The organism is Rhizobium sp. CFBP 13644 (genome assembly GCF_014842165.1).
GTDB classification, from domain to species: domain Bacteria; phylum Pseudomonadota; class Alphaproteobacteria; order Rhizobiales; family Rhizobiaceae; genus Agrobacterium; species Agrobacterium tumefaciens_C.
Genome location: NZ_JACYVF010000001.1, coordinates 122561 through 145678, shown reverse-complemented (window position 1 = coordinate 145678; position 23118 = coordinate 122561). Strand labels below are relative to the sequence as shown.

Genomic DNA, 23118 nt, shown 5'->3' with positions numbered 1-23118 from the left:
CGCTAGAGGGTCACCGAGCAATGGTTGGAAAGGCTGTGCTGGCAGGCAATCGATGCGCCCACATTCACACGCTGGAAGCTCCTGTTAGGATTGACCACCAGAGCCGCGAAAGACATGGCAAAAATCGCCATCAACAACACGATGATCGTAAAACGCCGAACCAGTATCGTCATGTCCATTCCCCTTCTCGTCATGATCTTCCCTCCTGTTGAGCATGACATTGCCACAGTGGGACTGAACCGACGCTGAGGGTCGGGTTCATGTAAGGTTCAGGGTGATTAACAGGGGGAGTGCGGGGGGGTATGGTCCATCGCACACGTTGTCGTTCATCCTTCCGCCGCTCATGGGGGATGAAGCGGCGGAGGACGTCAGGTTCTACTTCTTGAACACTTTCTCCAGAAACGCCGCAAAGGATGGGCGCCAGACGTCCATTTCATGGCCTAGGTCTTTATACTCGACATAGTCATGGGCGATTTTCTTCTCATCCAGTATGGCCTTCAGCCCGGCGATATCCTTGCCTGTCACGGCGTCCTTGGTGCCGACTGTTACAGTGAAGTTTCGCAGAGCCTTGTTGATTTTTTCCGGCTCATTCAAAACAGCATCCACCGCCTTGTTGGGAACGGTGGTGGTGGAAACGCCGCTGAAGTTCGCAATCCAGCCAAAGGTACCAAGGTGGGAAAGGCCGGAAACCAGGGCCTGATAGCCGCCCTGCGAGAGACCCACAATGGCGCGTCCATCGGCATCATCACGTACCTTGTAATGCTTTTTCATGTAGGGAATGAGGTCTTCCACCAGTTCCCGGTCAACTGCATCTGAGTTGATGGGGTAGAAGTCTCTGCGACGATCTGCACCGGGGAAGTTTTCAGCGATTGCTTCCGGGATATCGGCTTCCGTATCAGGAATGACGACAATCATCGGCGCGATTTTTTTCTCCGCAAGGAGATTGTCGAGGATCTGTGGCCCGCGGCCCTGCGTGACCCAGGAGGCAACGGTATCGCCAAAGCCGTGATAGAGATACATGACCGGCAACGGCTCGGAAGCGTCGCTATAGCCCGGCGGCGTATAAACATAGGTTGCGCGTTGCGATTTCAACGCCTTCGACGGGATGGTCACCAACCGCAACTCGCCGTGTGGAACGTCCCGCACATCGAGCATGCTGCCGGGCACGAGAATCAGGCTGGTATTCACCTGCCGCTGCGGCTTTGGATAATTGGTGCCGGTGTCGATGCTGCGAAAACCATCGATGTTGAAATAATACTCATAGAGATTGGGCTTCAGCACATCGGTTTTCGCACTCCAGACGCCATTTTCGGCACGCTTCATCTCCACCGGAGCATTGGCACCGAGAACGACGGAAACGGCCTTTGCCGCTGGTGCAAACAAACGGAATGTGATGGCTCCGTCCTTCTCGACGCCCGTGACGAACTCATTCAATGGCCGGGTTGCCGGGGGTGCCGCAGGCGGCTCCAAAGCGAGAGCGGGCACACTCATGATGCAGCCTGCCAGAACGATGCACGGTAGAAACAAACGCATGAAAATCTCCTCCAAATCATAAAAATATCCCCCGAGCCGAGAGTGACAGATGCGGCGGGTGCTTTCAACCATATGAGGATATTGAGGAAACGGGTTTCCATCGGCGCTCGAAAGGCTTTAGGAGTGTCACTCCGCGCCGTGCCGCCTTGGTGCTGCGCGAGAAAGACGCAGACAATGCTCAAGGACAACAAGTGAAAATTATCAAACTCCTTACAATCGTGCTGATCGCCGCCGTGGCTATATTCGGCTATCGCTGGTACGGCTACGTGACCAATAGCGAAAGCCCCTACGACGAAGTGGGTATCGAGCTGAACAGCCGCATGCCAGGCCCGATCAACAAATGGGGCTGCGACAAGCTGCACGAAACATTTGCCAATGTGCTGCCACCCTATGGCTGCCAGGCCGGTGACGGAACCCAGTGGCGTTGATGGTCTGAGGCTCAGCTGAAGCACGAATCAAAAAGGCGCCGATGTGGCGCCTTTTTTAGTTTCCGCAGGCGGCTTAGAGGCGCGACCAGGTCTGTGATTTGCACAGGATCTTGAGGACGCAACCCTTCATGCTCAGAGATTTGCCGGAAACTGTTCCTGTGCCTGCATAGGTCTTGTCATTGGCCGGATCGGTAATCTCACCGGAATAGCTGTTGCCGGTGCCGCTCATCTTGCCAATCTGTTTTCCGGCATGCTTGCCAGTCTTTAATGTCACGCAGAAAGCGGAACCACAGGGCGCGATGACTGCGGTTTCTCCGCTCGCCGTCTTCCAGTTGCCCTCGATCGATTCTGCAGCGATGGCGCTGCCACCCACCAGCAATGCGGCAACAGCCACGATCATCATTCTTTTCATATGGACCTCCCAATCCAGTTGCATGCGAATTCGGACATGCGACATTCGGCACGCGCAACTCCAACACGCAGATTTATAGTTTACGTGAACGTAAAAGGAAATACGAGCAAGTGGTGAATCCGCTGATTTTTGCGGGACTTTGCTCGAGAAAATACCGACAGGAAAAAGCGCAGCTTCCAACGTGGTTACGGAAGGGTTGAATTTCATCTGTAAACTTTTCGTAAAAATGGACCGATAATCCTTAATTTCCGGGGCTTGTGATATTTAACAAAAACCCAACTTTACCAATCGTTTGGACTTTGTTTGGCTCCTATTAATCATGGATTTTAAGCGCCCGTTGAAGCCCATTTGGCATAGTGGGGACATCGAAAGAGCAGGGCTAACCTGCCGACGGAAAAGGCCAGAACAAGCCGCATAAGACGGTAAGGCCTCAACCGGTAAAGCTCCCACAGAGGGGTTGTCGTCAAAAATGCTAACGGGCAAACAGGGTATAGAAAAATGGCACGCTTTGAAGTTCGCGATATCGAAATGGCCGTCGCCGGTGGGCAAAGCCGCGCTGATGTGTTTTGCAATCTGGGCCTGATCTACGCGACAGGCCGGGGTTGCCCGGTGGACCTCATTGCTGCCCACAAATGGCTCAACATTGCCGCGATCAAGGGTTCGGAAAGAGCAGCCTCACTGCGCGCCGATCTTGCCCGCAACATGAGCAAAGCAGATCTTGCGGCCGCACTCAGCGCGGCACGCACCTGGATGACATCGCACTGACGCCAGCAAGCGTCTTGCACTGACATGAAACGTTGAAATTCAAAAAGACAGAGCGGTCAGAACCGCCATATTTCCTGCCAGTTCCCTCCAGTCCTGGCAGGCAAACAATCATAAGCCCGAATGGGCATGCGGTCAGATCCACACCGCGACATCATAAACCGTGACCGGCAGAAACAAGGCCGGCACGGTTTTTTGTTGCTCAACTCAGCCCAGTGTTTTCAAGACCTTTGGCAGGGCGTTTGCAAACAGTGCCATCATATTGTCAGGTCCGGCGCTGACGCGGATGCAGCGGTTAAGCGGCTCCACACCCGGCATGCGGATGAACACGCCGTGGTCCATCAGTCCATCTACGATAGCCTTGGCATAGGCGCCGTCCCGGCGGCAATCGATGGTGACGAAGTTGGTCGCAGAGGGCAGGGGTGACAGACCATTCTCGCGCGCAATGGCACTGATGCGTTCGCGCGCATTGGCGATGCGTTTGACCACATCACGCAGATAGACCTGATCCTTCAGCGCAGCCATTGCGGCGGCGACCGACACGCGGGGCATGCCGAAATGGTTGCGGATCTTGTCAAAGGCCTGCGCATTGCCGAGCGTGCCGATGGCGTAACCCACGCGCGCACCTGCCAGACCGTAAGCCTTGGAGAAGGTGCGCATGCGCAGCACATTGGGCATGCCGATCATGGCACGAACGCTGGGAATGGCGCTTTCCGGTGCGGTTTCGCAGTAGGCTTCATCCAGAATCAGCAGACAGCTTTCCGGCAGTGCCTTGGCAAATGTCAGCACTTCGCTCGCTTCCCACCAGCTTCCCATGGGGTTGTCGGGATTGGCGAAGTAGACGAGCGGGGCGTTTTCCTTCTTGACGAGATCCAGCAGGCCATCGAGATTTTCGTGATCATCGAGATAAGGCGTCGTGACCAGACGTCCGCCATAGCCGTTGACGTGATAGTTGAAGGTGGGGTAGCCGCCGAAGGACGTGACGACGGGTGTGCCCGGTTCCACCACCAGCCGCACGATCTCGCCCAGCAGACCATCCACGCCGTTGCCCACGGCGATGTTGTCGCGCGAAATGCCGTGGTAAATGGCCAGCGCCTCGCGCAATTCAAAGTTTTCCGGGTCTGCATACATCCACGTTTCGGATGCAGCCTGCTTCATGGCTTCGAGAACAGAAGGCGCAGGTCCAAACCCGCTTTCGTTTGCTCCAATCCGCGCTTTGACGAGAAGCTTGCGGTTACGCTCGATCGCCTCCGGCCCGACGAATGGAACCGATGCAGGAAGCGTAGCAGACAGCGATGTGAAGCGGGAAAATGCGGACATTTCAGAGGGTTCCGTTATCCGTTAATGAGACGGCACCAGCATAGAATCAATATTGGCCCGCGCAAGGCAGGCCAATTGAATTTGCTTGAGTTTTGATAGGTTTTCCCCGCTGGACGGAAAACGGTCCTGCTTCACATGTTCATTTCAAAACTGAGGCGACGAACGTGATGCAGAAACTCGGTATCGATCAGCATGTTGAAGCCAACCGTTGCCTTTTCTTCTTCCCGGCGGATCAGCGTGCAGCCGATCTCATCGCGAATGCCGAGAACTTCCAGATAGAAGTTTGTCGGCAAATCCAGATGAGGGCTGACCTCAATATCGGCACCATAAAGCGATATATTGCGGATCAGGCAGCGCATCGTGTTGCGCGCGCTGAGATGATGACCGATGAAGGTTATCTTCCCGGGACGATCAACCAGAAACTTCTCATACATCTGGTCGTGTGGAACGGCGTCGTTTGCTCTGATGTTTACGTTTAGCGCCATGACAACCTCCCGATTGTCTCTTGTCCTGATGTTAACAATAAGCTCGTTTCATTGCCAAAAGCTGAAGGAAAACGTTAGAAACGAAACGTTTCTGCCACGTTATGCCACAGCGGCATGTTTTTTTCGAACCGGTATCATCGATTGAAACGTCTATAGTCTCATTAGGTTGCGCCAGACTGTTCAAGGCGCCGGTGATCGGCCCGGGTTGCCGACCTCTAGCGGGTTGACGCGCTACGTACTTGTCGTTACGCCTTCAGCATATCATGGACTGATGGAGCAGCAGATGTCGCGCACACTCGTCATTGTCGGTGCGGGCCAAGCCGCATTTTCCCTTGCCGCCAAACTGCGGGCTCTGAAGGATGACAGGCCGATCACGATCATCGGGTCGGAAGATGTTCTGCCTTACCAGCGGCCGCCGCTTTCCAAAAAATATTTGATGGGGGACATGACCTTCGATCGCTTGCTGTTTCGCGGCGCCGAATGGTTTGCGGAAAACAATGTCGATATTCGCCTGTCCACATGGGTGGAAGAGGTGGACCGCGCATCGAAGATCGTACGCATGCAGGATGGCAGCACCCTTGAATATGACAAGCTGGCGCTGGCCACCGGTTCCTCCCCACGAACTCTGCCTGCCGGTGTGGGTGGTGACCTCGACGGTGTGTTGACCGTGCGAGACAAGCGCGATGCCGACCGCCTGATGCAGGACATGAAGCCGGGACGCCGCCTGCTGGTCATCGGCGGTGGTTATATCGGGCTCGAAGCTGCGGCGGTTGCGCGGCAGCTGGGGCTCGAAGTCACGCTTATCGAAATGGCTGATCGCATCTTGCAGCGGGTGGCATCCAGCCAGACCGCCGCCATTATGCGCGATGTTCACGAGGCACGCGGCGTATCGATACGCGAAAAGACCGGCCTTGTGCGGCTGATCGGCACCGATGGGCACGTCAGCGCCGCCGAATTGTCTGACGGCTCAACGCTCGATGTGGATTTCGTCATCGTCGGCATCGGCGTAATGCCCAATGACCGGCTGGCTCGTGATTCGGGTCTGGATATTGGCAATGGCATTCTCGTCGATGAATTCACCCGCACCTCGGACCCGGATATTCATGCCATGGGTGATTGCGCGCTTCTGCCCTTGAACGGAGAAAAGGTGCGACTCGAATCGGTCCAGAACGCCGTCGATCAGGCCGAAGCCGCAGCGCTCGTTCTTTCTGGTGATGAAAAGCCTTACCGGCCCAAGCCATGGTTCTGGTCGGACCAATATGAGGTGAAGCTGCAGATCGCCGGTTTCAACGCGGGTTATGACGAGACCGTGTTGCGGCCCGGCCAACGCGAAGGCAGCCACTCCATCTGGTATTTCCGCCAGGGCCGCTTCATCGCTGTGGATGCCATCAATGATGCAAAGGCCTATGTGAGCGGGAAGAAACTGCTCGATCTGGGCAAGGAGCCTGATCGCGCTGTGCTTGCCGACCATTCTGCCGACCTGAAACTGCTGCTCGCCTAGGAGAATTGCCCATGCTGGCCAAAGAAAATCGCTTCAAGACCGCCATTCAGCAGGGCAAGCCGCAAATCGGCCTGTGGCTTGATATGGGAGAGGCCATCACAGCCGAAATCGCCGGGACCGCCGGTTTCGACTGGCTCGTTATCGATGGCGAGCACGGGCCGAACGATCTGCGCAGTATCATTGACCAGCTGCGGGCGCTTGCCACATCTTCTGCCGAGCCGGTGGTGCGCATTCCCGTTGGCGAAAGCTGGATCATCAAGCAGATGCTGGACGCCGGAGCGCGGACATTGCTTGTGCCGATGGTTGATTCGGCGGCTGAAGCAGAAGCTCTTGTCGCAGCCATGCATTACCCACCTCGCGGGATTCGCGGCATGGGGGCCGTCGTGGCAAGAGCGTCAGGTTTCAATTCGATTGATAATTACGCGCAGACAGCATCGAGCGGGCTTTGCCTGCTGGTGCAGGCCGAAACACGTGCAGCGATTGCCGATCTGGACAATATTCTGAAAGTCGATGGGATCGATGGCGTTTTCATCGGCCCGGCAGACCTCGCAGCCGACATGGGCTATTTGGGGCGAATCGACGAGCCCGAGGTGCAGGGCGTTATCGAAGCATCGATCTCCAAGATCGTGGCATCTGGCAAAGCTGCCGGCATTCTGACCTTCAACGAGGTCTACAATAAGCGCTACATGGAGCTTGGAGCCTCATTCGTGGCAGTCGGGGCTGACGTCACGGAGTTCTCAAGCGCGCTCAAATCGCTTTGCGGCCGATATAAAGGTAGAGCAACCGAAAAGCCTTCATCCTACTGAAGGTAGATCAGTCGTCGTTGCTCGCATTCAGCTTGTGCGGCGGTATGCCCTGCTCTCCAGAAAACAGAAAACCTTCCCGCAAAAGCCAGTCTCGCAGCACGCGCTGAATGGCTTCATCGCGATCGATTCTGTTTTCCTGTGCGAACGCCGCCAGAGCTGTTTCGACTTCATCAGTCAGATGCATGATTTACGTCCCGTTCAAAATAAAAATGGGCAAGGAGATCAGATCTCCTTGCCCCCTCACAGTTTGGCTAGAGCTTATCTCCAGCGATAAAGGCTGCTGCTCTTGTGATCCTTTTCAGCGTTTGCAATGAAATAGCCAAGTGCAAAGCCGAGAGCGCCGACGACTGTCAGCACCGATGTAGCCGTACCTGGGTTTTCCTTCACCGCTTCAACCACGTTGTGGCCCTGAGCGCGCACAGTCTGTGCCGCATTTTGCGCAACGCGCTGAACGCGACCACGCGCTTCATCTGCAAATTCAGACGCTTCGCTGGAAAATGTACCTGCGCGCGCCGAAACCGACTTCGAGAGAGACGAAATCTGCGAGCGAAGCTCTGCGATCTGATTCTCGACTGTGTCTTCTACAACATTCAATTTGGACTGAGCCATCTGAAATCACCTCTTGCTGTTTCCAAGGTGATAACGCGGCGAACAACGAAAACGTTCCGCAGTGCAGCGAATTGATGTGTGAAGATGTTGGGATTTTCAGTTTGATGGCGGAGAGGATGGGATTCGAACCCACGATACGCTTTTGACGTATACTCCCTTAGCAGGGGAGCGCCTTCGACCACTCGGCCACCTCTCCGGTGCCGCCTGAGTATTGCGTAAAAAAAATGAATGCAAGGCCTTTTCTATAAAGAGATGAAAAAGAGCCATTTCATCCCGCATTTTTTGACCCACGCACTGGTGCTGCGCATGAATCAGCAAGGATAAGGCAGCAACAGCGGGATCAACGCAGCTGATGGAACTTACGATCAAAGACGTTTAGTCGATTCTCGATGCGCTCTGAGTCGCGGGCTTCAGTCCGGTGCAGTATAAGTGTCAGATTCGAATGCTATTTTTTTAAACTCTCATAAACCTTTGTAGTCCCGCCAAGCCGGATTGTGTTCTTTTAGCAACATTTTAAAACGAAGCGGACGGGCAAACCTGTCAGAACCAGTATTGGAGATTGCAAGCGCAGCGGGCTTACGTATTTTCAACAACGGAAGCGCGGCGGTGGATCGTCCGTTTTCAAGAACACGGGACTGGGGCAGGGAATGCTGTTCTGCAGCTAAAGAACCCAGACCCTTTTGAAACTTGACTGGAGGTCAACATGAACATTAAGAGCCTTTTGATCGGCTCCGCTGCAGCTCTCGCAGCAGTATCTGGCGCACAGGCTGCAGACGCAATCGTCGCAGCTGAGCCAGAAGCACTCGAATACGTTCGCGTTTGCGACGCTTTCGGCGCAGGCTTCTTCTACATTCCTGGCACCGAAACCTGCCTGAAGTTCGGTGGTTACGTTCGTTTCCAGACCGACTTCGGTCGCGACAAGTCCGGCACATCTGACTGGGATTCGTTCACACGCGCTCAGTTCGAAGTTGACACGAAGACTGACACAGAACTCGGCGCGCTGCGCGGCTTCATCGGCCTCCGCGGCAACGCTGACCAGAGCTCTTCCTCTTCTTCTTCAGTTTTCGTTGATCAGGCGTTCATCGAACTCGGCGGCTTGAAGGTCGGTAAGTTCTACAACTGGTGGGATGATGGTCTCTCTGGCGAAACAGACGTTCTCTCCACGAACGCTCTCTTCAACTCCATTCGTTACACCTACGACGCTGGTTCTTTCACGTTCGGCGTTTCGGTTGATGAACTTGAAGGCTTGGGAACAAACTTCATTACTCTCGGTACAGCTCCTGCTTCTTCCTTTGAAGCGGACAACAATGTCGGTATCTCTGCTGGTGCAACCGCAAAGCTCGGAGCTGCAAAGCTTCAGCTCATTGGTGGTTATGACGTCGACCAGGAAGAAGGCGCAGTTCGCCTGATCGCAACTGCGGAAGTTGGCCCTGGCGTTCTTGGTCTTTCTGGAGTTTGGGCTTCTGGCGTAAATGCTTATTACACAGAATCTGAGTGGGCTGTTGCCGCGGAATACGCAATCAAGGCAACCGACAAGCTCACAATCACTCCTGGCGCTCAGTACTCCGGTAATGTTGCGGCACGTGCGAGCGGTGCAACACTTGCAGGATTTGGCTACACAGGTCTTACTGCTGGTACAACTTACACAGCGACAAACGATTGGTCTTCGAATGACGCATGGCGCGCTGGCCTGACTGTTGACTACAAAATTACGCAGGGCCTCTCTGCTAAGGTTGCGGCAACTTATATCGATCAGGACAATGCAGACGACCAGGTTACCGGTTTTGTTCGCCTTCAGCGTTCGTTCTAATTTTATCTGACTTCGGTTGGTGAAGGAAAGCCCGGCTCTTGAGCCGGGCTTTTTTGTTTTGAGTCGACCGAAGTGTACGCTTCTGACCGGCGGGGCCGCGTTAAGGTCCTGTTAAATGTTCGGCGGCACTGCGGCCAAGTTGTGACGAAGTTGCAACAGCGTCACGGCAATGGTTGATAGTGATTGCTAATAAAAATCTTTCCAGATTGCGCGAATCTGCTGTTGTGGCTTTAATCACTCCAAGGACAGCAACATTCCCATCCGCTGTTTCCTTCTGATTTGACTTGGAGGTCACCATGAACATTAAGAGCCTTTTGATCGGCTCCGCTGCCGCTCTCGCAGCAGTATCCGGCGCACAGGCTGCAGACGCAATCGTCGCAGCTGAGCCAGAAGCACTCGAATACGTTCGCGTTTGCGACGCGTTCGGCACAGGCTTCTTCTACATTCCTGGCACAGAGACTTGCCTGAAGTTCGGCGGCTATGTTCGTTTCCAGACAGACTTCGGTCGCGACCAGTCTGGCACGTCCGACTGGGATTCTTTCACACGCGCTCAGTTCGAAGTTGACACAAAGACTGACACAGAACTCGGCGCACTGCGTGGCTTCATCGGCCTCCGCGGCAATGCTGACCAGGGCTCTTCCTCTTCTTCTTCCGTATTCGTTGACCAGGCGTTCATCGAACTCGGCGGCCTGAAGGTCGGTAAGTTCTACAGCTGGTGGGATGACGATCTCTCGGGCGAAACCGATATTCTCTCGTCGAACACTCTCTTCAATTCTATTCGCTACACATATGATTCTGGCTCGTTCTGGGCTGGCGTATCGGTAGACGAACTTGAAGGCACCAACTCGCAGTTCGCAACTGTTACCGGTCTGGGCCCAGTTCTGGGCGGCGTTCAGTCCGTCACGGTTTCTCAGGAGCCTGACAACAATGTTGGTGTTACGGCCGGTATTGGTGGCAAGTTCGGCGCTGCGACACTTCAGTTGATCGGTTCTTACGACGTTGACCAGGAAGAAGGCGCAGTTCGCGCTATCGTATTCGCTGACGTAGGTCCAGGTACGCTTGGCGTTTCTGGCGTCTGGGCTTCCGGCGCTAATGCTTACTACGCTGTTTCTGAGTGGGCTGTTGCTGCTGAATACGCCATCAAGGCAACTGATAAGCTGACGATTACTCCAGCTGCTCAGTACCTCGGCAACGTATCTGACGAAGTCGCATTCGTTAATGCTGCCGGCACAGCCTTCACGGGTTCAACAGCTATCATCACAAACGATTTCTCGAACCGTGATGCTTGGACAGCTGGTGTAACTGTTGATTACAAAATCACAGACGGCCTGAAGACCAAGGTAACTGCTAACTACTACGATGAAGACGATCAGGACGACCAGGTTACTGGCTTCGTTCGCCTTCAGCGCGATTTCTAATCTGATTTGACCTTAGGTCATTCAGGAGAGCCCGGCTTTAGAGCCGGGCTTTTTCGTTTTGAGCTATCGGGTTCGTAAAGTGCATAAAAAAAGCGCCGTTGGACCGGCGCTTATTCTCATCTTCGTGGTTCTTCAATTACTCAGAGCGACCGTTTCGCAGGTCGGTGACGATGTCTGCTTTTTGGCCGAGGCGGGTTTTGTAAACCTGGTAGTTTTCCATCACCCGCTGCACATAGTTGCGGGTCTCGGGGAAGGGGATGCGCTCTATCCAGTCAACCACATCATCGATAGGTTTGCCACGAGGATCGCCGTAGCGGTTGATCCATTCCGGCACGCGCTTGGGGCCAGCATTGTAAGCGATAAAGGTCAGAATGTAGGAGCCGCCGAAGCTGTCGATCTGCTCTCCCAGATAATGGGCGCCAAGCGTAGCGTTGTAGCCTGCATCTGTTGTCAGTTTGGCTTGCGTGAAATCCATTCCGTGGCGGCTGGCCACACCTTGCGCGGTGCCCGGCAAGAGCTGAAGCAGGCCGCGAGCATTGGCCGGTGATACGGCTGCGGGGTTGAACGCGCTTTCCTGTCTGGCAATGGCGTAGGCGAGCGCCATGCCGGAGCCGGAAATATTGGCGGTGCCGGGAATGACGCCTAGCGGGTAGGCGAGAGCTGCCGCATCAATCCCTCGGCCAAAGGCAGTTTTCCCGATCTGCAGTGAAACCTGATGGTTGTTGTTCTTCTCAGCGCGTGTGGCGAGAATTGCCAGTTCGCCGGGGCTGTCGATCTGTTCCGCCAATGCGCGGTAAAGGCTGTCCGCCCGCCAACTATAGCCTGCGGCCTCAAGTCGTTCGATGGCGCGCACGGCTTCACGGGCCGCGAAGTGCTGACGGTCGGCATCATCAGGCGATGGATAGGTGACGTTGATGGTCGTCGCACCGATTCGAGCGGCGGCCAATTGCCCGTAAAATGTACCCGGAAATGCAGCCGACTTGTTGAAATATTCGCTCGCATTGCCTGGCCCTCCGGCTTCTGCGGCGCGGCCCAGCCAATAATAGGCCCGGGAAGCGGAAAGCGGGCGGTTCGAGGTGCCCAGCAGGGCTGTGAAATGCTTCGCGGCAGATGTCGGATCTTGCAAGGCGCGCAGCGCATACCAACCCGCATGAAACTCGGCATCGGCAATATCAACGGGTGATGTGGCTGCGTGATGAGAGACGATGTCGTAGGCTTGCGCAAACTGGCCCATATCTGCCAAGCCACGCGCCACAATCCGACGCTCATTCCACCATTCGCCCGGATTGACGAGTTTTGCCGGATCCTTGGGCGCCTGCGCCAGAAGCTTTGCTGCATCCTCATATTTCTGCTGATGCCGCAATTGCTCGATACGCGCAAACAGGAAGGCCGGGTCGTTACGGGCTGCTCCCTTGATGGCATTCAATGCGGCGGGTGCGTTTTTGCCCCTTTGCAGAACGGCGGCCCACGCCGTGTATAAATCCTGCGTCTTGCCCAGATCACCAAAGCGTTTGGCTTGGCTGACCCGGCTGCGATACATCAGATAATCCATCCGCGCCTTGTGCTCGGCGGCGGAAAGGAATGTGGGAAACTCCGCGATGATGCGATCTTCAAGGGTCGTATCCATGCCTTCGTTGACCCAGAGGGATTGAATGAGCTGTTTTGCTCGGGTGCCGTTGCCGGTGGCGGTCAAGGCACGTGCCAGTGCAAGCGTGCCTTCGGGTGTCTCGGGTGCACTCACGCCGAAATAGCTGATGATCTCCGTGGAGGGCGGATTTTCCCGCAACATGGCGCGTTCGGCATTGGCCCTGAATGTGGTGGTGCCGGGCCAGCCACTCAGCTCGGTCTGCGCCCTTGCTATCTCGCTGGAAGAAACGTCTTTCTGGCCGGAAACGGCAATCGCCCATGTCAGAATATGGCGGTCGATGTTTGTCGTGGGCAGGGCGTCGCGGATCGATATGGCGCGCAGGGCATCACGGCGTGATAGCGCATCGAGCCCCGACTTCAGATCAGAAACATCAAGAGGTGCGTTTGGACGAGGAATCGAGCCGGTAACTTCGGGTGACGCAAGCGGAAATGGTGCCACAGTTGGAGCATTTGGTTTAACGTAGGGAAGGGGAAGAGGCGCAGCCTCTTGGGCAGGGCCCGCCCATGCGCTCCAAACGGTTGCCGCGAGACCGGCGGCCATCAGGCCAAAAGCTGCTTTTTTCATTCCACTACTCGTCTTCGTGAAACTGCGGGCTTGCGCCACGGCGGGTTTTCTCTCGCCGATGACGGCAAAAGGATTGATTGGTTCTTCGGCTGTTCGTCGTGTCGAATTCATGCCTTCCATTAGGTGCTTTCAGCATTAACAGAACCTTAATCCAACCCTGCGGGTGCGATCAAATTTAGGTCAGCGATGGTGTTTAACGCATCTGCCACTTCATATGATGACGAAGTGACATCATCGCCAGAGGCTTTGAAACTATTTGCAATTTGAAAGCCAAAAGGCGCTTTTATGCGCTTGTCGGTCGCTAAACCCCACACTAATGTGACATCGTTTTAATCTTGGAATGCGGCTGAAGCATGGACTGGCTCGCCGCAAGGAGTTTTGCATGTTCAAGGGATCCATTCCCGCCCTCATTACGCCGTTCACCGCGCAAGGTGCCGTGGACGAAGCCGCGTTTGCCGCCCATGTGGAGTGGCAGATTGCTGAAGGCAGCAACGGCCTCGTGCCTGTCGGAACCACGGGGGAATCTCCAACCCTGTCCCATGACGAGCATAAGCGCGTCGTTGAACTGTGTGTGGAAATAGCGGGTAAACGGGTTCCGGTCATTGCTGGCGCAGGCTCCAACAACACGCGCGAAGCGATAGAGCTTGGTCTGCATGCGCAGGAAGTGGGCGCCGATGCGCTGCTGGTGGTGACGCCTTACTACAACAAGCCAACGCAGAAGGGCCTTTTCGCGCACTTCTCTGCGATTGCCGAAGCTGTGACACTACCGATCGTGATCTACAACATTCCGCCCCGTTCCGTTGTCGATATGACACCGGAAACTATGGGCGCACTGGTCAAGGCGCATAAAAACATCATCGGTGTGAAGGATGCGACAGGCAAGCTTGATCGCGTATCCGAACAGCGCATTACCTGCGGTACGGACTTCGTTCAGCTCTCGGGTGAAGATGGTACGGCGCTGGGCTTTAACGCTCATGGCGGTGTTGGCTGTATTTCTGTAACGGCCAATGTTGCGCCGCGCCTGTGTGCGGAGTTCCAGGCGGCAATGATGGCTGGTAACTATGCGCTTGCGCTGGAGTACCAGGATCGCCTGATGCCGTTGCACAGGGCAATCTTCCTTGAGCCCGGTGTTTGCGGCACGAAATACGCGCTGTCGCGTACCCGCGATGGAAATCGCAAGGTTCGCTCACCGCTGATGGATACGCTGGAGCCAGCAACGGAAGCGGCCATTGATGCGGCGCTGAAACATGCAGGCCTGCTCAACTGAAGGCATACGAAGGTGCGCTGCTGAACGCGCATCTTCACTTTTGGCAGTTTGATCACTACATAAGGCCGACCGCAGATGAATGCGGGCGAATGAAACGGATTGAGAAATGGCCCCCAAAGGCAGTCAACGTGTCGTCAACAAGATCGTTGCGGAAAACCGCAAGGCTCGGTTCAATTATGAAATCCTCGATACCTACGAGGCTGGCATCGTTCTGACTGGCACGGAGGTCAAATCCCTGCGCGAAGGAAAGGCAAATATTGCCGAATCCTACGCATCGGATGAGGGCAACGAAATCTGGCTCATAAACTCGCATTTGCCGGAATATTTGCAGGCGAACCGCTTCAACCACGAGCCACGCCGCCGTCGCAAGCTGCTTTTGTCCAAGCGCGAAATCAATCGCATGCGCGTGGGCATTAACCGCGAGGGCATGACGCTCGTGCCGTTGAAAATCTATTTCAACGAAAAAGGCCGTGCGAAGCTTGAGCTGGCAATCGCCAAGGGCAAGAAGCTGCACGACAAGCGCGAGACGGAGAAGGAACGTGACTGGAACCGCCAGAAATCACGTATTCTGAAGGGCAGCGGCGCGAACTGATTTTTAAAATGTCTTCATGAATGAGGTTGGGCGATTATTCGCCCAATTCCATGACAAGCGATAGCGGTGCGCGGAATGTCGCGATCAGGCCGCTCGGCGTAAAATTCTTCTCCACGTCACCTGTTCCGGCAATACCCATGCGGATGAGGCGGGAACCAAAGCCCCTGCGCTCAGGCTCCGCTGCGGGCGGTCCGCCTTTCTCTTCCCATTTGAGGGTGAGAATCGGTTTTTCAGAATCATCCGAGACGTGCCAGCTGATGTCCACCTGACCAGCATCTGTGGAAAGAGCACCATATTTGATGGCATTCGTGCCAAGCTCATGCAGCAAAAGCGACAGAGACAATCCGGCCTTAGGCCCAAGCGGAACCTCCGGGCCAGACATGATGACCTTTCCATCGCCCGCATGAAGATGCATGACGCGGCCGATGACTTCCCGAAGCCGCGCTGTCGACCATGATTGCTGCAACAGCACATTATGGGCGGAACTGAGCGCCTGGAGCCGACCGTTGAAGGCGGCGACCGCTTCTTTTTCTGTCACGTTTCGCAGCGTCTGCGCGGCAATGGCCTGCACAATCGACAGCGTATTCTTCAAGCGGTGGCTGAGTTCCTGATTGAGAATGCGTTGCTCTGACTCAGCATTGATCCGTGCAATCGCGGCATAGGCACGGTCTGCCACACCCCACGCGAAATCCAGTTCCAGCTTGCTCCAGAAGCGCGGCTTTGAATCATGCGCAAACAGAATGCCAACCAGTGCGCCGCGATCCACAATCGGCACTTTGACAAAGGAACGAACACCCATGGCGGCATAAGAGCCGGTGTCTTCGTCCAGCCAGCTGGCGGCGTTGATATTCGGCACGGCCAGCGTATCGCCGATCTCGAGCCGACGGATCGTCGCCTGAAAATCACTTAACGTGTGATGGCCTGCAATCGTTTCCGTGCCTGGTGCAAGCCAGTTGAACTCGACAAACAGGCTGTTCGTCGCACTGTTGACCGTCAAATATCCTGCGCGCTTGACGCCAAGGCCATCCGCCAGAATCTCGGATGTGATGCGGGAGATATCTTCCACCGTCTTGCCCGCACGCAAGCGGTCGCCCAAGGTCAGCAGCGAGGCAATGCGAGCGTCCTTGCGTTTCGAATCGGTAATGTCGATCACAACGCCGATCATCTTCACCGGCACGCCGCGATCATCCATGATGAACTGCGCACGACGCGCCACCCAACGCACACGTTGGTCATTGCCGCGGCGGACACGATACTCAACGCTGAGCGGCGCCATGGCTGTATTGCGGTTGGTCGTGTCGGATGCTGTCTTTCGGTCGGCATCGATAATCAGATTCTGAAACACGGAAGCATGATAGTTGGGCTGCTCCGGCACACCAAAAATCCGGCAGAACTCGTCCGAGACAATCATCTCGTCCGTCGCAATATCGATTTCGAATATGCCGATCTGACCAGCATCATGGGCCGCCTTCGAACGGGCATCCTTGACGCGGAGCTCCTCGTTTTTCGCGCCCACCCTGCTGACACGCAGTTGCCGCCGTGCCGAAAGGCGTCGCTCAAGAGTGAGGTCATATGACATCGTCTGAAGCGTGCGGCGCAATTCGAGATGCGACATGACCTGCCGTGCAAGGCCCTCTAACGCAGCTTTTTGCGCATTTGTCAGCTGCTTTGGCTCATGTCCAAGCACGCAAACCGTGCCTATGGGAAGGCCATCATCCGACTTCAAAAGCACGCCGGCGTAAAACCGAATATGGGGCGTTCCCGTAACAAGCGGGTTGTTCTCAAAACGCGGGTCTTTGGTCGCGTCGGGAACGATCAGAAAGTCATTTTCAAGAATGGCTCGCGCACAGAAAGAGGTATCCAGCGGCGTCTCACGCACGCCCAGACCAACCTCGGCCTTGAAAAATTGCCGGTCTTCACCAATCAGGTTGATGACAGAGATGGGTGTGTCGCAGATCGTGGATGCCAGCAGCGCCAAGTCATCGAAATCCTGCTCGCGCGGCGTATCAAGGACGTTGTAGCTATCCAATGCGGCCAAACGGCGCTGTTCTTTAGAAGCAAGACCTTCCATGGGACCTTAATAAAATAAAATGCAAATTTGCGTCGGCTCGATGCGCCCGCTCTCCGCTTCATTTGTTACATTAATTCATTCATTAACATAAGAAAAAAAACGTTTTGCTCACGTTTTGCGCTTGGTTTCTGACAAGATCCGCCAGCACGCGTGCCTGAAACGCAAAAACGCCCATGCGGTGTATGAATACCGCATGGGCGCTTGGTGATATCTCACCGAAAATTGCGCGCCAATCAGGCGGCGCGATAGGTCGGTTGCTGGTGGCGCACTGCGGCCTTCACATTGAACCGGCTGATCAGCGCTGCAAGATTGTTGCTGACATCGTTCAAGCCGTGTGTCGCCGCATTGGTTTCCTCAACCATGGCGGCGTTCTGCTGCGTCAACTGGTCCATGCTACTAATGGCGGAATTGATTTGATGGATGCCAACGGCCTGCTCCTGAACCGCAAGCGTAATCGCGCCGATATGTTCCTGGATGTGATCGACTTTGCCTCCGATGGAGTTCAGCGCCTCGCCGGTGCGGTTCACCAGTGAAACACCATTCGACACGTCCTGCGAAGACCTATCGATCAGCGTTCGGATTTCCTTGGCGGCATTGGCTGAGCGCAGGGCAAGCTCCCGGACTTCCTGCGCCACCACGGCAAAGCCCTTGCCAGCTTCTCCAGCGCGAGCGGCCTCGACGCCCGCATTCAGCGCGAGCAGGTTGGTCTGAAACGCAATTTCGTCGATGACACCGACGATTTGCGCGATCTTTTGCGATGATTGCTCAATGGCGCTCATCGCTTCCACGGCTTCGGTTACGATGTGGCGCGAGCGCACAGCTTCCTCAGCCGAACTCGTCACGATTTCCTTTGCCAGCTCTGTGCGCTGCGCTGACTGCTTGGAAATGTTGGTGATCTGATCCAGTGCGGCAGCGGTCTGTTCCAGCGAAGCGGCCTGCTGCTCCGTGCGGCGTGCCATATCATCCGTGGATCCCGTCAGTTCCCGCGTATTTTCCGAGATTTTGTGCGATTCTTCGATGATTTCGGAAAATGCGCCAGAAAGCTTGCTGAGCGCAGAGTTGAAGTTGTTTTTCAGCGCGTCAAATTCTTCTGGCAAGACGCTGTCGAGGCGAGGGGTCATATCGCCCTGAGCGACGAGGTTCAAAGCAGAATTCAGAAGCGAAAGAACCTGCTCCTGTTCCTGCTTCATGCGCTGCTGCTCAAATTCGATTTTGGTCCGCTCTTCGGCAAGTGCATCAAGGTAGACCGAAACAGAGTAGTCGATATCCAGAAGCGCGGCCTTGACGGCGATGGAAATGTCTCTGGCGACTTTCTTGCCCTTGTTCTTGACCATGAAGCTCTGAAACTGGGACTCGACGACGGATGTGATGATCCCCTCCAGAATGAGGGCGTAGCCGCCAATATACCAACGCGGCTCAAGGCCGAGACGGGCATGGGTGCGACCAATGGCGGTCACGGCTTCTGTGTATTGACTGTCATAGACACCCGAAGCGATGGTTTCCCAGTGCTTGATCTGCATGGCTTTGGCGTGCTGAATATGGGCGTCGCTATCAAAGAATTTTGCCGTTGCAGGCACAGCTTTCGCTTTTTTGTAAAAAGTGTTCAGCGAGGCATCAAGGGAGGCGGATATTGCGGGCTTCAGCGCGGCGAGGTCACGTTTTTCTTCTGAGCCAAGTCCCAGAAATTCAAGCCGCTCCGCTAGCTGCAGTCCGTCTTGCTGTCGATTCATTCGCTAAACCCCTAATCAAAATACACGAACCCCATCGTGCCGACCTTGATGTAAAGTAGCGTTTCTTGCTTAATGAAGTGCTAAATTTAGAATACTTGCGTTAAGTCCTAGGACAGAACAAAAAACGCGCACCTCGGTAAGGCGCGCGTTTTAATACTGCTAGGGTGTGAACGCTTACTCGACGGTTTCAGCCGTTTCGACCACGCGGTGGGTGCGTTCACTCGGATCGCGACCAATCTCTGCTTTCAGAGATAGCAGGTCAATGAAGTGATCGGCCTGACGGCGCAGATCATCCGCAATCATAGGCGGCTGCGTCGACATGGTCGAGACAACGGAAACCTTGCGGCCACGGCGCTGGATGGCGTCCACAAGCGTCGTGAAATCGCCGTCGCCGGAAAACAGCACCAGATGGTCCACAGTCTCGGATTGCTCCATGGCATCGACGGCAAGTTCGATATCCATATTGCCCTTGATCTTGCGGCGGCCCATGGCGTCGGTAAATTCCTTGGCGGGCTTTGTCACAACCTTGTAACCATTATAGTCCAACCAATCGATCAGCGGTCGAATGGAGGAATATTCCTGATCCTCTATGAGGGCCGTGTAATAATAAGCGCGCAGCAAATAGCCGCGCTTCTGGAATGCTTTCAAAAGCTTGCGATAATCAATATCGAAACCAAGGCTTTTCGAAGCGGCGTAGAGATTGGCGCCGTCAATAAAAAGCGCAATTTTCTCGCGTGGGTCGAACATAAAAATCAAATCCTTCCTCGGCTACCGAGTCGCTAATAGTGTCCGCAGTAATGTTTGAGCAAATATGCGCACGTCGTTTTGTACATTATCAACCATTCATATAAGCGTCATTAATCATCAGTCCAGCCCTAAAGCCAGAATTATGTGTAAAGTTTAATCTATCAAGCCTAAAATAAGGTGCGGGCTGCCAGGTAAACAGGCAGTTGAGGAAAAACTTGAAATCTTTGGCCAATGCCTGTATCGGAACGGGTAATCCGCGACATTAAGACCGCAAAGGACAGGCAATGGCCCGTGTCACCGTAGAAGATTGCATTGATAAAGTAGACAACCGTTTCGAACTGGTTTTGCTGGCCAGCCATCGTGCGCGCCAGATTTCGCAGGGGTCGCAGATCACGATCGATCGTGACAACGACAAGAATCCTGTCGTGGCATTGCGCGAAATTGCTGACGAAACGCTGTCTCCAGACGACCTGAAGGAAGACCTGATCCACTCGCTGCAGAAGCATGTTGAAGTGGACGAGCCAGAGCCCGATCCAGTCACGATCGCAGCTTCTGCTGGCGATTCTGACGACGATGATGCGCCTGAAAGCGTCAACTTTGACCAGATGTCGGAAGAAGACCTTCTTGCTGGTATCGAAGGCCTTGTGCCACCAGAAAAGAACGACGACTATTGATTTTATGGAATCGTAACCGGCACGATACCAACGGTTACGCTCTTTAAAGATTTGTCGTCATAATCTGAACGCAGATTATGCAGCATTGTGCGCCTGTCTAACGATTGGCGCGCTTTCTTTTTCCGGGGCATCCCATACATGATGCGACAGTACGAACTCGTTGAACGGGTTCAAAAATACAAGCCTGAAGCAAACGAAGCCTTGCTGAACAAGGCCTATGTCTATGCCATGCAGAAGCATGGCCAGCAGAAGCGCGCCAATGGCGATCCCTACATTTCGCATCCGCTGGAAGTCGCGGCTATCCTGACCGAGATGCATCTCGACGAATCGACCATCGCCGTCGCTTTGCTCCATGATACAATTGAAGACACGAGCGCCACCCGCGCTGAAATCGATGATCTCTTCGGTGAAGACATTGGACGGCTGGTGGAAGGGCTGACAAAGCTTAAGAAGCTTGACCTCGTGACCAAGAAGGCCAAACAGGCCGAGAATCTGCGCAAGCTTCTGCTGGCGATTTCCGATGACGTGCGCGTTCTCCTCGTGAAGCTGGCTGACCGGCTCCACAATATGCGCACCATGGAGCATATGCCCGAGGACAAGCGCAGCCGTATTTCCGAAGAGACGATGGAAATCTATGCGCCGCTTGCCGGGCGCATGGGCATGCAGGACATGCGCGACGAGCTGGAAGACCTCTCGTTCCGCTACCTCAACCCAGAAGCCTTCGAGACGGTGACCAAGCGTCTGCAGTCTCTCGAAGAGCAGAATCAGGGCCTCGTCAAAAAGATCGAAGACGAATTGCGCGAGTTGCTGCTCGCCAATGGCATTCAGGGCGCATACGTCAAAGGACGGCAGAAGAAGCCGCACTCCGTTTTCCGCAAGATGCAATCGAAGTCGCTGTCTTTCGAGCAGCTTTCCGATGTCTATGGCTTCCGCATTCTGGTGCAGGATTTGCCGTCCTGCTATCGGGCGCTCGGCATTGTCCACACCCGCTGGCGCGTCGTGCCGGGCCGGTTCAAGGACTATATTTCGACACCGAAGCAGAACGACTACCGTTCCATCCACACCACAATCGTCGGGCCGTCACGCCAGCGTATCGAATTGCAGATCCGCACCAAGCGCATGCATGAAATCGCCGAATACGGCATTGCCGCGCATTCACTCTATAAGGATGGCGAAATCCGTGACGGAGATGTCCTGTCGCCGGAATCCAACGCCTATTCGTGGCTACGCCACACGATTGAAGCCCTTGCGGACGGCGACAGCCCGGAAGAGTTTCTGGAGCACACCAAGCTCGAACTGTTTCAGGATCAGGTTTTTTGCTTCACGCCCAAGGGCAAATTGATTGCGCTGCCGCGCGGTGCAACGCCCATCGATTTTGCCTATGCCGTTCACACCAATATTGGTGATACGACCGTGGGTGCGAAGATCAATGGCCGGATCATGCCGCTTGTGACGCGCCTGAACAATGGTGACGAGGTCGAGATCATCAGGTCCGGTGTGCAGGTTCCGCCTGCCGCATGGGAAGAAGTGGTCGTCACCGGCAAGGCGCGCTCCGCTATTCGCCGCGCCACCCGCATGGCCATTCGCAAGCAATATGCCGGTCTCGGCTACCGCATTCTTGAGCGCACCTTTGAGCGTGCCGGCAAGCCGTTCTCACGGGAAGGGCTGAAGCCTGTGCTGCATCGACTGGCGCAGAAGGATGTCGAGGACGCGATCGCGGCCGTTGGCCGTGGTGAAGTGTCATCTCTCGATGTACTGCGCGCCGTCTATCCCGATTATCAGGATGAGCGCGTGACTGTGAAGATGACCGGCGACGATGGCTGGTTCAATATGCGCAGCGCTTCCGGCATGGTCTTCAAGATACCCGGCAAGTCGCGCTCGGTGCTGGAAGATGACGGCGCAACCGAACTGGTTGAGGGGCCTGACCCGCTGCCGATCCGTGGTTTGTCTGATAATGTCGAGGTGCATTTCGGTGCAGCAGGCGCCGTTCCGGGCGATCGCATCGTCGGCATCATGGAAAAAGGCAAGGGCATCACCATTTACCCGATCCAGTCACCGGCGCTGCAACGCTTCGATGACGAACCGGAGCGCTGGATCGATGTGCGCTGGGATCTGGATGAGGCCAACAAGTCTCGTTTCATGGCGCGTGTCATGATCAACGCGCTGAATGAACCCGGCACGCTGGCATCCGTCGCGCAATCCATCGCAACGCTGGACGTGAATATTCGCGGCCTGAATATGGTGCGGATCGGAACCGACTTTTCCGAACTCGCGCTCGACATCGAGGTCTGGGATCTCCGGCAGTTGAACCAGCTCTTGTCGCAGCTGAGTGATCTGGATTGCGTGTCTACGGTCAAACGTGCCTTTGATTGAGGCAGATTTGCCTAATTATTAACTCTTGAAGGCGCCGTTATGCGTTGAGTGCATGGCAGCGCCCTTGTCCTGTCTGTAGTCACAGGCGCCCTTTCGAACTATCTTCATTTCAGAAATTGAAACAGACACGGCGGCCCGCCAATCACCAAAAGATGCTTTGGCCCGCTTGTCTCTGAAAGGAAAAGAAGATGTTTGGACCCCTTCGCAAGATCGCCCGTGCCGTTCGTGGTAAGACAACTCAGGAACGCGAATTCGACTACCTCAGCGATTCCGTATCGCGCATCGACCTGGAATTCCGCCAGCGTGAAGTTGATCGCGGCATGTTCCGTCGTTAATACAAAAATGCATACCGGCCATGCTGGTATGGT

The 23118-nt window shown here is 55.1% G+C and carries 23 protein-coding genes and 1 tRNA gene; 11 read left to right on the top strand and 13 right to left on the bottom strand.

Annotated features, from left to right (window positions below; all coding sequences use genetic code 11):
• Window positions 1-2: 2 nt before the first annotated feature.
• Together IFT53_RS00700 and IFT53_RS00695 are read right to left on the bottom strand one after the other, a co-directional pair.
• Window positions 3-194 carry a hypothetical protein gene (locus IFT53_RS00700; protein WP_155398867.1) on the bottom strand — a complete coding sequence of 64 codons (192 nt, stop codon included), beginning with the start codon at window positions 192-194 and terminating at the stop codon, window positions 3-5.
• 181 nt (window positions 195-375) lie between these two features.
• Window positions 376-1533, bottom strand: a complete 1158-nt coding sequence (locus tag IFT53_RS00695) for an esterase (protein WP_192063711.1) — start codon at window positions 1531-1533, stop codon at window positions 376-378.
• 191 nt (window positions 1534-1724) lie between these two features.
• Here IFT53_RS00695 and IFT53_RS00690 point away from each other — a divergent pair, with 191 nt between their 5' ends.
• Window positions 1725-1961 (top strand): hypothetical protein, encoded by a 237-nt coding sequence (locus tag IFT53_RS00690; RefSeq protein WP_192063712.1) that lies wholly within the window; start codon window positions 1725-1727, stop codon window positions 1959-1961.
• Between the two features lie 73 nt (window positions 1962-2034).
• Here IFT53_RS00690 and IFT53_RS00685 read toward each other — a convergent pair whose 3' ends face one another.
• Entirely contained in the window at window positions 2035-2373 is a 339-nt protein-coding gene (locus IFT53_RS00685) for a DUF2147 domain-containing protein (RefSeq protein ID WP_192063713.1), read from the bottom strand.
• A gap of 498 nt (window positions 2374-2871) precedes the next feature.
• Here IFT53_RS00685 and IFT53_RS00680 point away from each other — a divergent pair, with 498 nt between their 5' ends.
• Window positions 2872-3138: a sel1 repeat family protein gene (locus IFT53_RS00680; RefSeq protein WP_192063714.1), complete on the top strand. Its 267-nt coding sequence runs from the start codon at window positions 2872-2874 to the stop codon at window positions 3136-3138.
• Between the two features lie 204 nt (window positions 3139-3342).
• On the opposite strand, the gene IFT53_RS00675 is transcribed toward IFT53_RS00680, so the two are convergent.
• Complete coding sequence (locus IFT53_RS00675) at window positions 3343-4455, bottom strand: pyridoxal phosphate-dependent aminotransferase (protein WP_192063715.1); 1113 nt, start codon at window positions 4453-4455, stop codon at window positions 3343-3345.
• 131 nt (window positions 4456-4586) lie between these two features.
• A complete protein-coding gene (locus tag IFT53_RS00670; protein ID WP_042618377.1) occupies window positions 4587-4940 on the bottom strand; it encodes a hypothetical protein in 354 nt (117 codons plus the stop codon).
• Between the two features lie 283 nt (window positions 4941-5223).
• Between IFT53_RS00670 and IFT53_RS00665 the strand changes: the two genes are divergently transcribed.
• Together IFT53_RS00665 and IFT53_RS00660 are read left to right on the top strand one after the other, a co-directional pair.
• Complete coding sequence (locus IFT53_RS00665) at window positions 5224-6441, top strand: NAD(P)/FAD-dependent oxidoreductase (RefSeq protein ID WP_192063716.1); 1218 nt, start codon at window positions 5224-5226, stop codon at window positions 6439-6441.
• 11 nt (window positions 6442-6452) lie between these two features.
• Window positions 6453-7247: an aldolase/citrate lyase family protein gene (locus IFT53_RS00660; RefSeq protein WP_192063717.1), complete on the top strand. Its 795-nt coding sequence runs from the start codon at window positions 6453-6455 to the stop codon at window positions 7245-7247.
• 7 nt (window positions 7248-7254) lie between these two features.
• Here the strand turns inward: IFT53_RS00660 and IFT53_RS00655 are convergent, their stop codons facing one another.
• The 3 genes from IFT53_RS00655 to IFT53_RS00645 all read right to left on the bottom strand — a co-directional run bounded on the left by IFT53_RS00655 (window position 7255) and on the right by IFT53_RS00645 (window position 8052).
• Window positions 7255-7431 carry a hypothetical protein gene (locus IFT53_RS00655; protein ID WP_192063718.1) on the bottom strand — a complete coding sequence of 59 codons (177 nt, stop codon included), beginning with the start codon at window positions 7429-7431 and terminating at the stop codon, window positions 7255-7257.
• A gap of 74 nt (window positions 7432-7505) precedes the next feature.
• Window positions 7506-7856 carry a hypothetical protein gene (locus tag IFT53_RS00650; protein ID WP_042618380.1) on the bottom strand — a complete coding sequence of 117 codons (351 nt, stop codon included), beginning with the start codon at window positions 7854-7856 and terminating at the stop codon, window positions 7506-7508.
• A gap of 105 nt (window positions 7857-7961) precedes the next feature.
• Window positions 7962-8052 (bottom strand) — tRNA-Ser (locus tag IFT53_RS00645).
• A gap of 507 nt (window positions 8053-8559) precedes the next feature.
• Here IFT53_RS00645 and IFT53_RS00640 point away from each other — a divergent pair.
• Window positions 8560-9666, top strand: a complete 1107-nt coding sequence (locus IFT53_RS00640; protein WP_192063719.1) for a porin — start codon at window positions 8560-8562, stop codon at window positions 9664-9666.
• Between the two features lie 100 nt (window positions 9667-9766).
• Here IFT53_RS00640 and IFT53_RS00635 read toward each other — a convergent pair whose 3' ends face one another.
• A complete protein-coding gene (locus IFT53_RS00635) occupies window positions 9767-9970 on the bottom strand; it encodes a hypothetical protein (protein WP_192063720.1) in 204 nt (67 codons plus the stop codon).
• Here IFT53_RS00635 and IFT53_RS00630 point away from each other — a divergent pair.
• On the top strand, window positions 9963-11084 hold the full coding sequence (locus IFT53_RS00630) for a porin (RefSeq protein ID WP_192063721.1): 1122 nt from the start codon (window positions 9963-9965) through the stop codon (window positions 11082-11084). The two genes, IFT53_RS00635 and IFT53_RS00630, sit on opposite strands and share 8 nt — an antisense overlap.
• Before the next feature lie 136 nt (window positions 11085-11220).
• Here IFT53_RS00630 and IFT53_RS00625 read toward each other — a convergent pair whose 3' ends face one another.
• Entirely contained in the window at window positions 11221-13296 is a 2076-nt protein-coding gene (locus tag IFT53_RS00625) for a lytic transglycosylase domain-containing protein (protein ID WP_192063722.1), read from the bottom strand.
• A gap of 382 nt (window positions 13297-13678) precedes the next feature.
• Between IFT53_RS00625 and dapA the strand changes: the two genes are divergently transcribed.
• A complete protein-coding gene (gene dapA / locus IFT53_RS00620) occupies window positions 13679-14563 on the top strand; it encodes a 4-hydroxy-tetrahydrodipicolinate synthase (RefSeq protein WP_192063723.1) in 885 nt (294 codons plus the stop codon).
• A 106-nt stretch (window positions 14564-14669) separates the two neighbouring features.
• Window positions 14670-15155 (top strand): SsrA-binding protein SmpB, encoded by a 486-nt coding sequence (gene smpB / locus IFT53_RS00615; RefSeq protein ID WP_042618384.1) that lies wholly within the window; start codon window positions 14670-14672, stop codon window positions 15153-15155.
• A 34-nt stretch (window positions 15156-15189) separates the two neighbouring features.
• Here the strand turns inward: smpB and IFT53_RS00610 are convergent, their stop codons facing one another.
• The 3 genes from IFT53_RS00610 to IFT53_RS00600 all read right to left on the bottom strand — a co-directional run bounded on the left by IFT53_RS00610 (window position 15190) and on the right by IFT53_RS00600 (window position 19703).
• Window positions 15190-17226: an HWE histidine kinase domain-containing protein gene (locus IFT53_RS00610; RefSeq protein ID WP_192063724.1), complete on the bottom strand. Its 2037-nt coding sequence runs from the start codon at window positions 17224-17226 to the stop codon at window positions 15190-15192.
• Window positions 17227-17459: 233 nt separating this feature from the next.
• Window positions 17460-18956 (bottom strand): globin-coupled sensor protein, encoded by a 1497-nt coding sequence (locus IFT53_RS00605; RefSeq protein ID WP_192063725.1) that lies wholly within the window; start codon window positions 18954-18956, stop codon window positions 17460-17462.
• 174 nt (window positions 18957-19130) lie between these two features.
• Complete coding sequence (locus IFT53_RS00600; protein WP_042618387.1) at window positions 19131-19703, bottom strand: LabA-like NYN domain-containing protein; 573 nt, start codon at window positions 19701-19703, stop codon at window positions 19131-19133.
• Window positions 19704-19987: 284 nt separating this feature from the next.
• Between IFT53_RS00600 and rpoZ the strand changes: the two genes are divergently transcribed.
• From rpoZ to IFT53_RS00585, 3 genes are all read left to right on the top strand, one after another.
• Window positions 19988-20377, top strand: coding sequence for a DNA-directed RNA polymerase subunit omega (rpoZ, locus tag IFT53_RS00595; RefSeq protein ID WP_042618388.1), 390 nt, complete (start codon window positions 19988-19990; stop codon window positions 20375-20377).
• 138 nt (window positions 20378-20515) lie between these two features.
• Window positions 20516-22750, top strand: a complete 2235-nt coding sequence (locus tag IFT53_RS00590; protein WP_042618473.1) for a RelA/SpoT family protein — start codon at window positions 20516-20518, stop codon at window positions 22748-22750.
• 188 nt (window positions 22751-22938) lie between these two features.
• A complete protein-coding gene (locus tag IFT53_RS00585; protein ID WP_042618389.1) occupies window positions 22939-23085 on the top strand; it encodes a hypothetical protein in 147 nt (48 codons plus the stop codon).
• The last annotated feature ends 33 nt before the right edge of the window (window positions 23086-23118 follow it).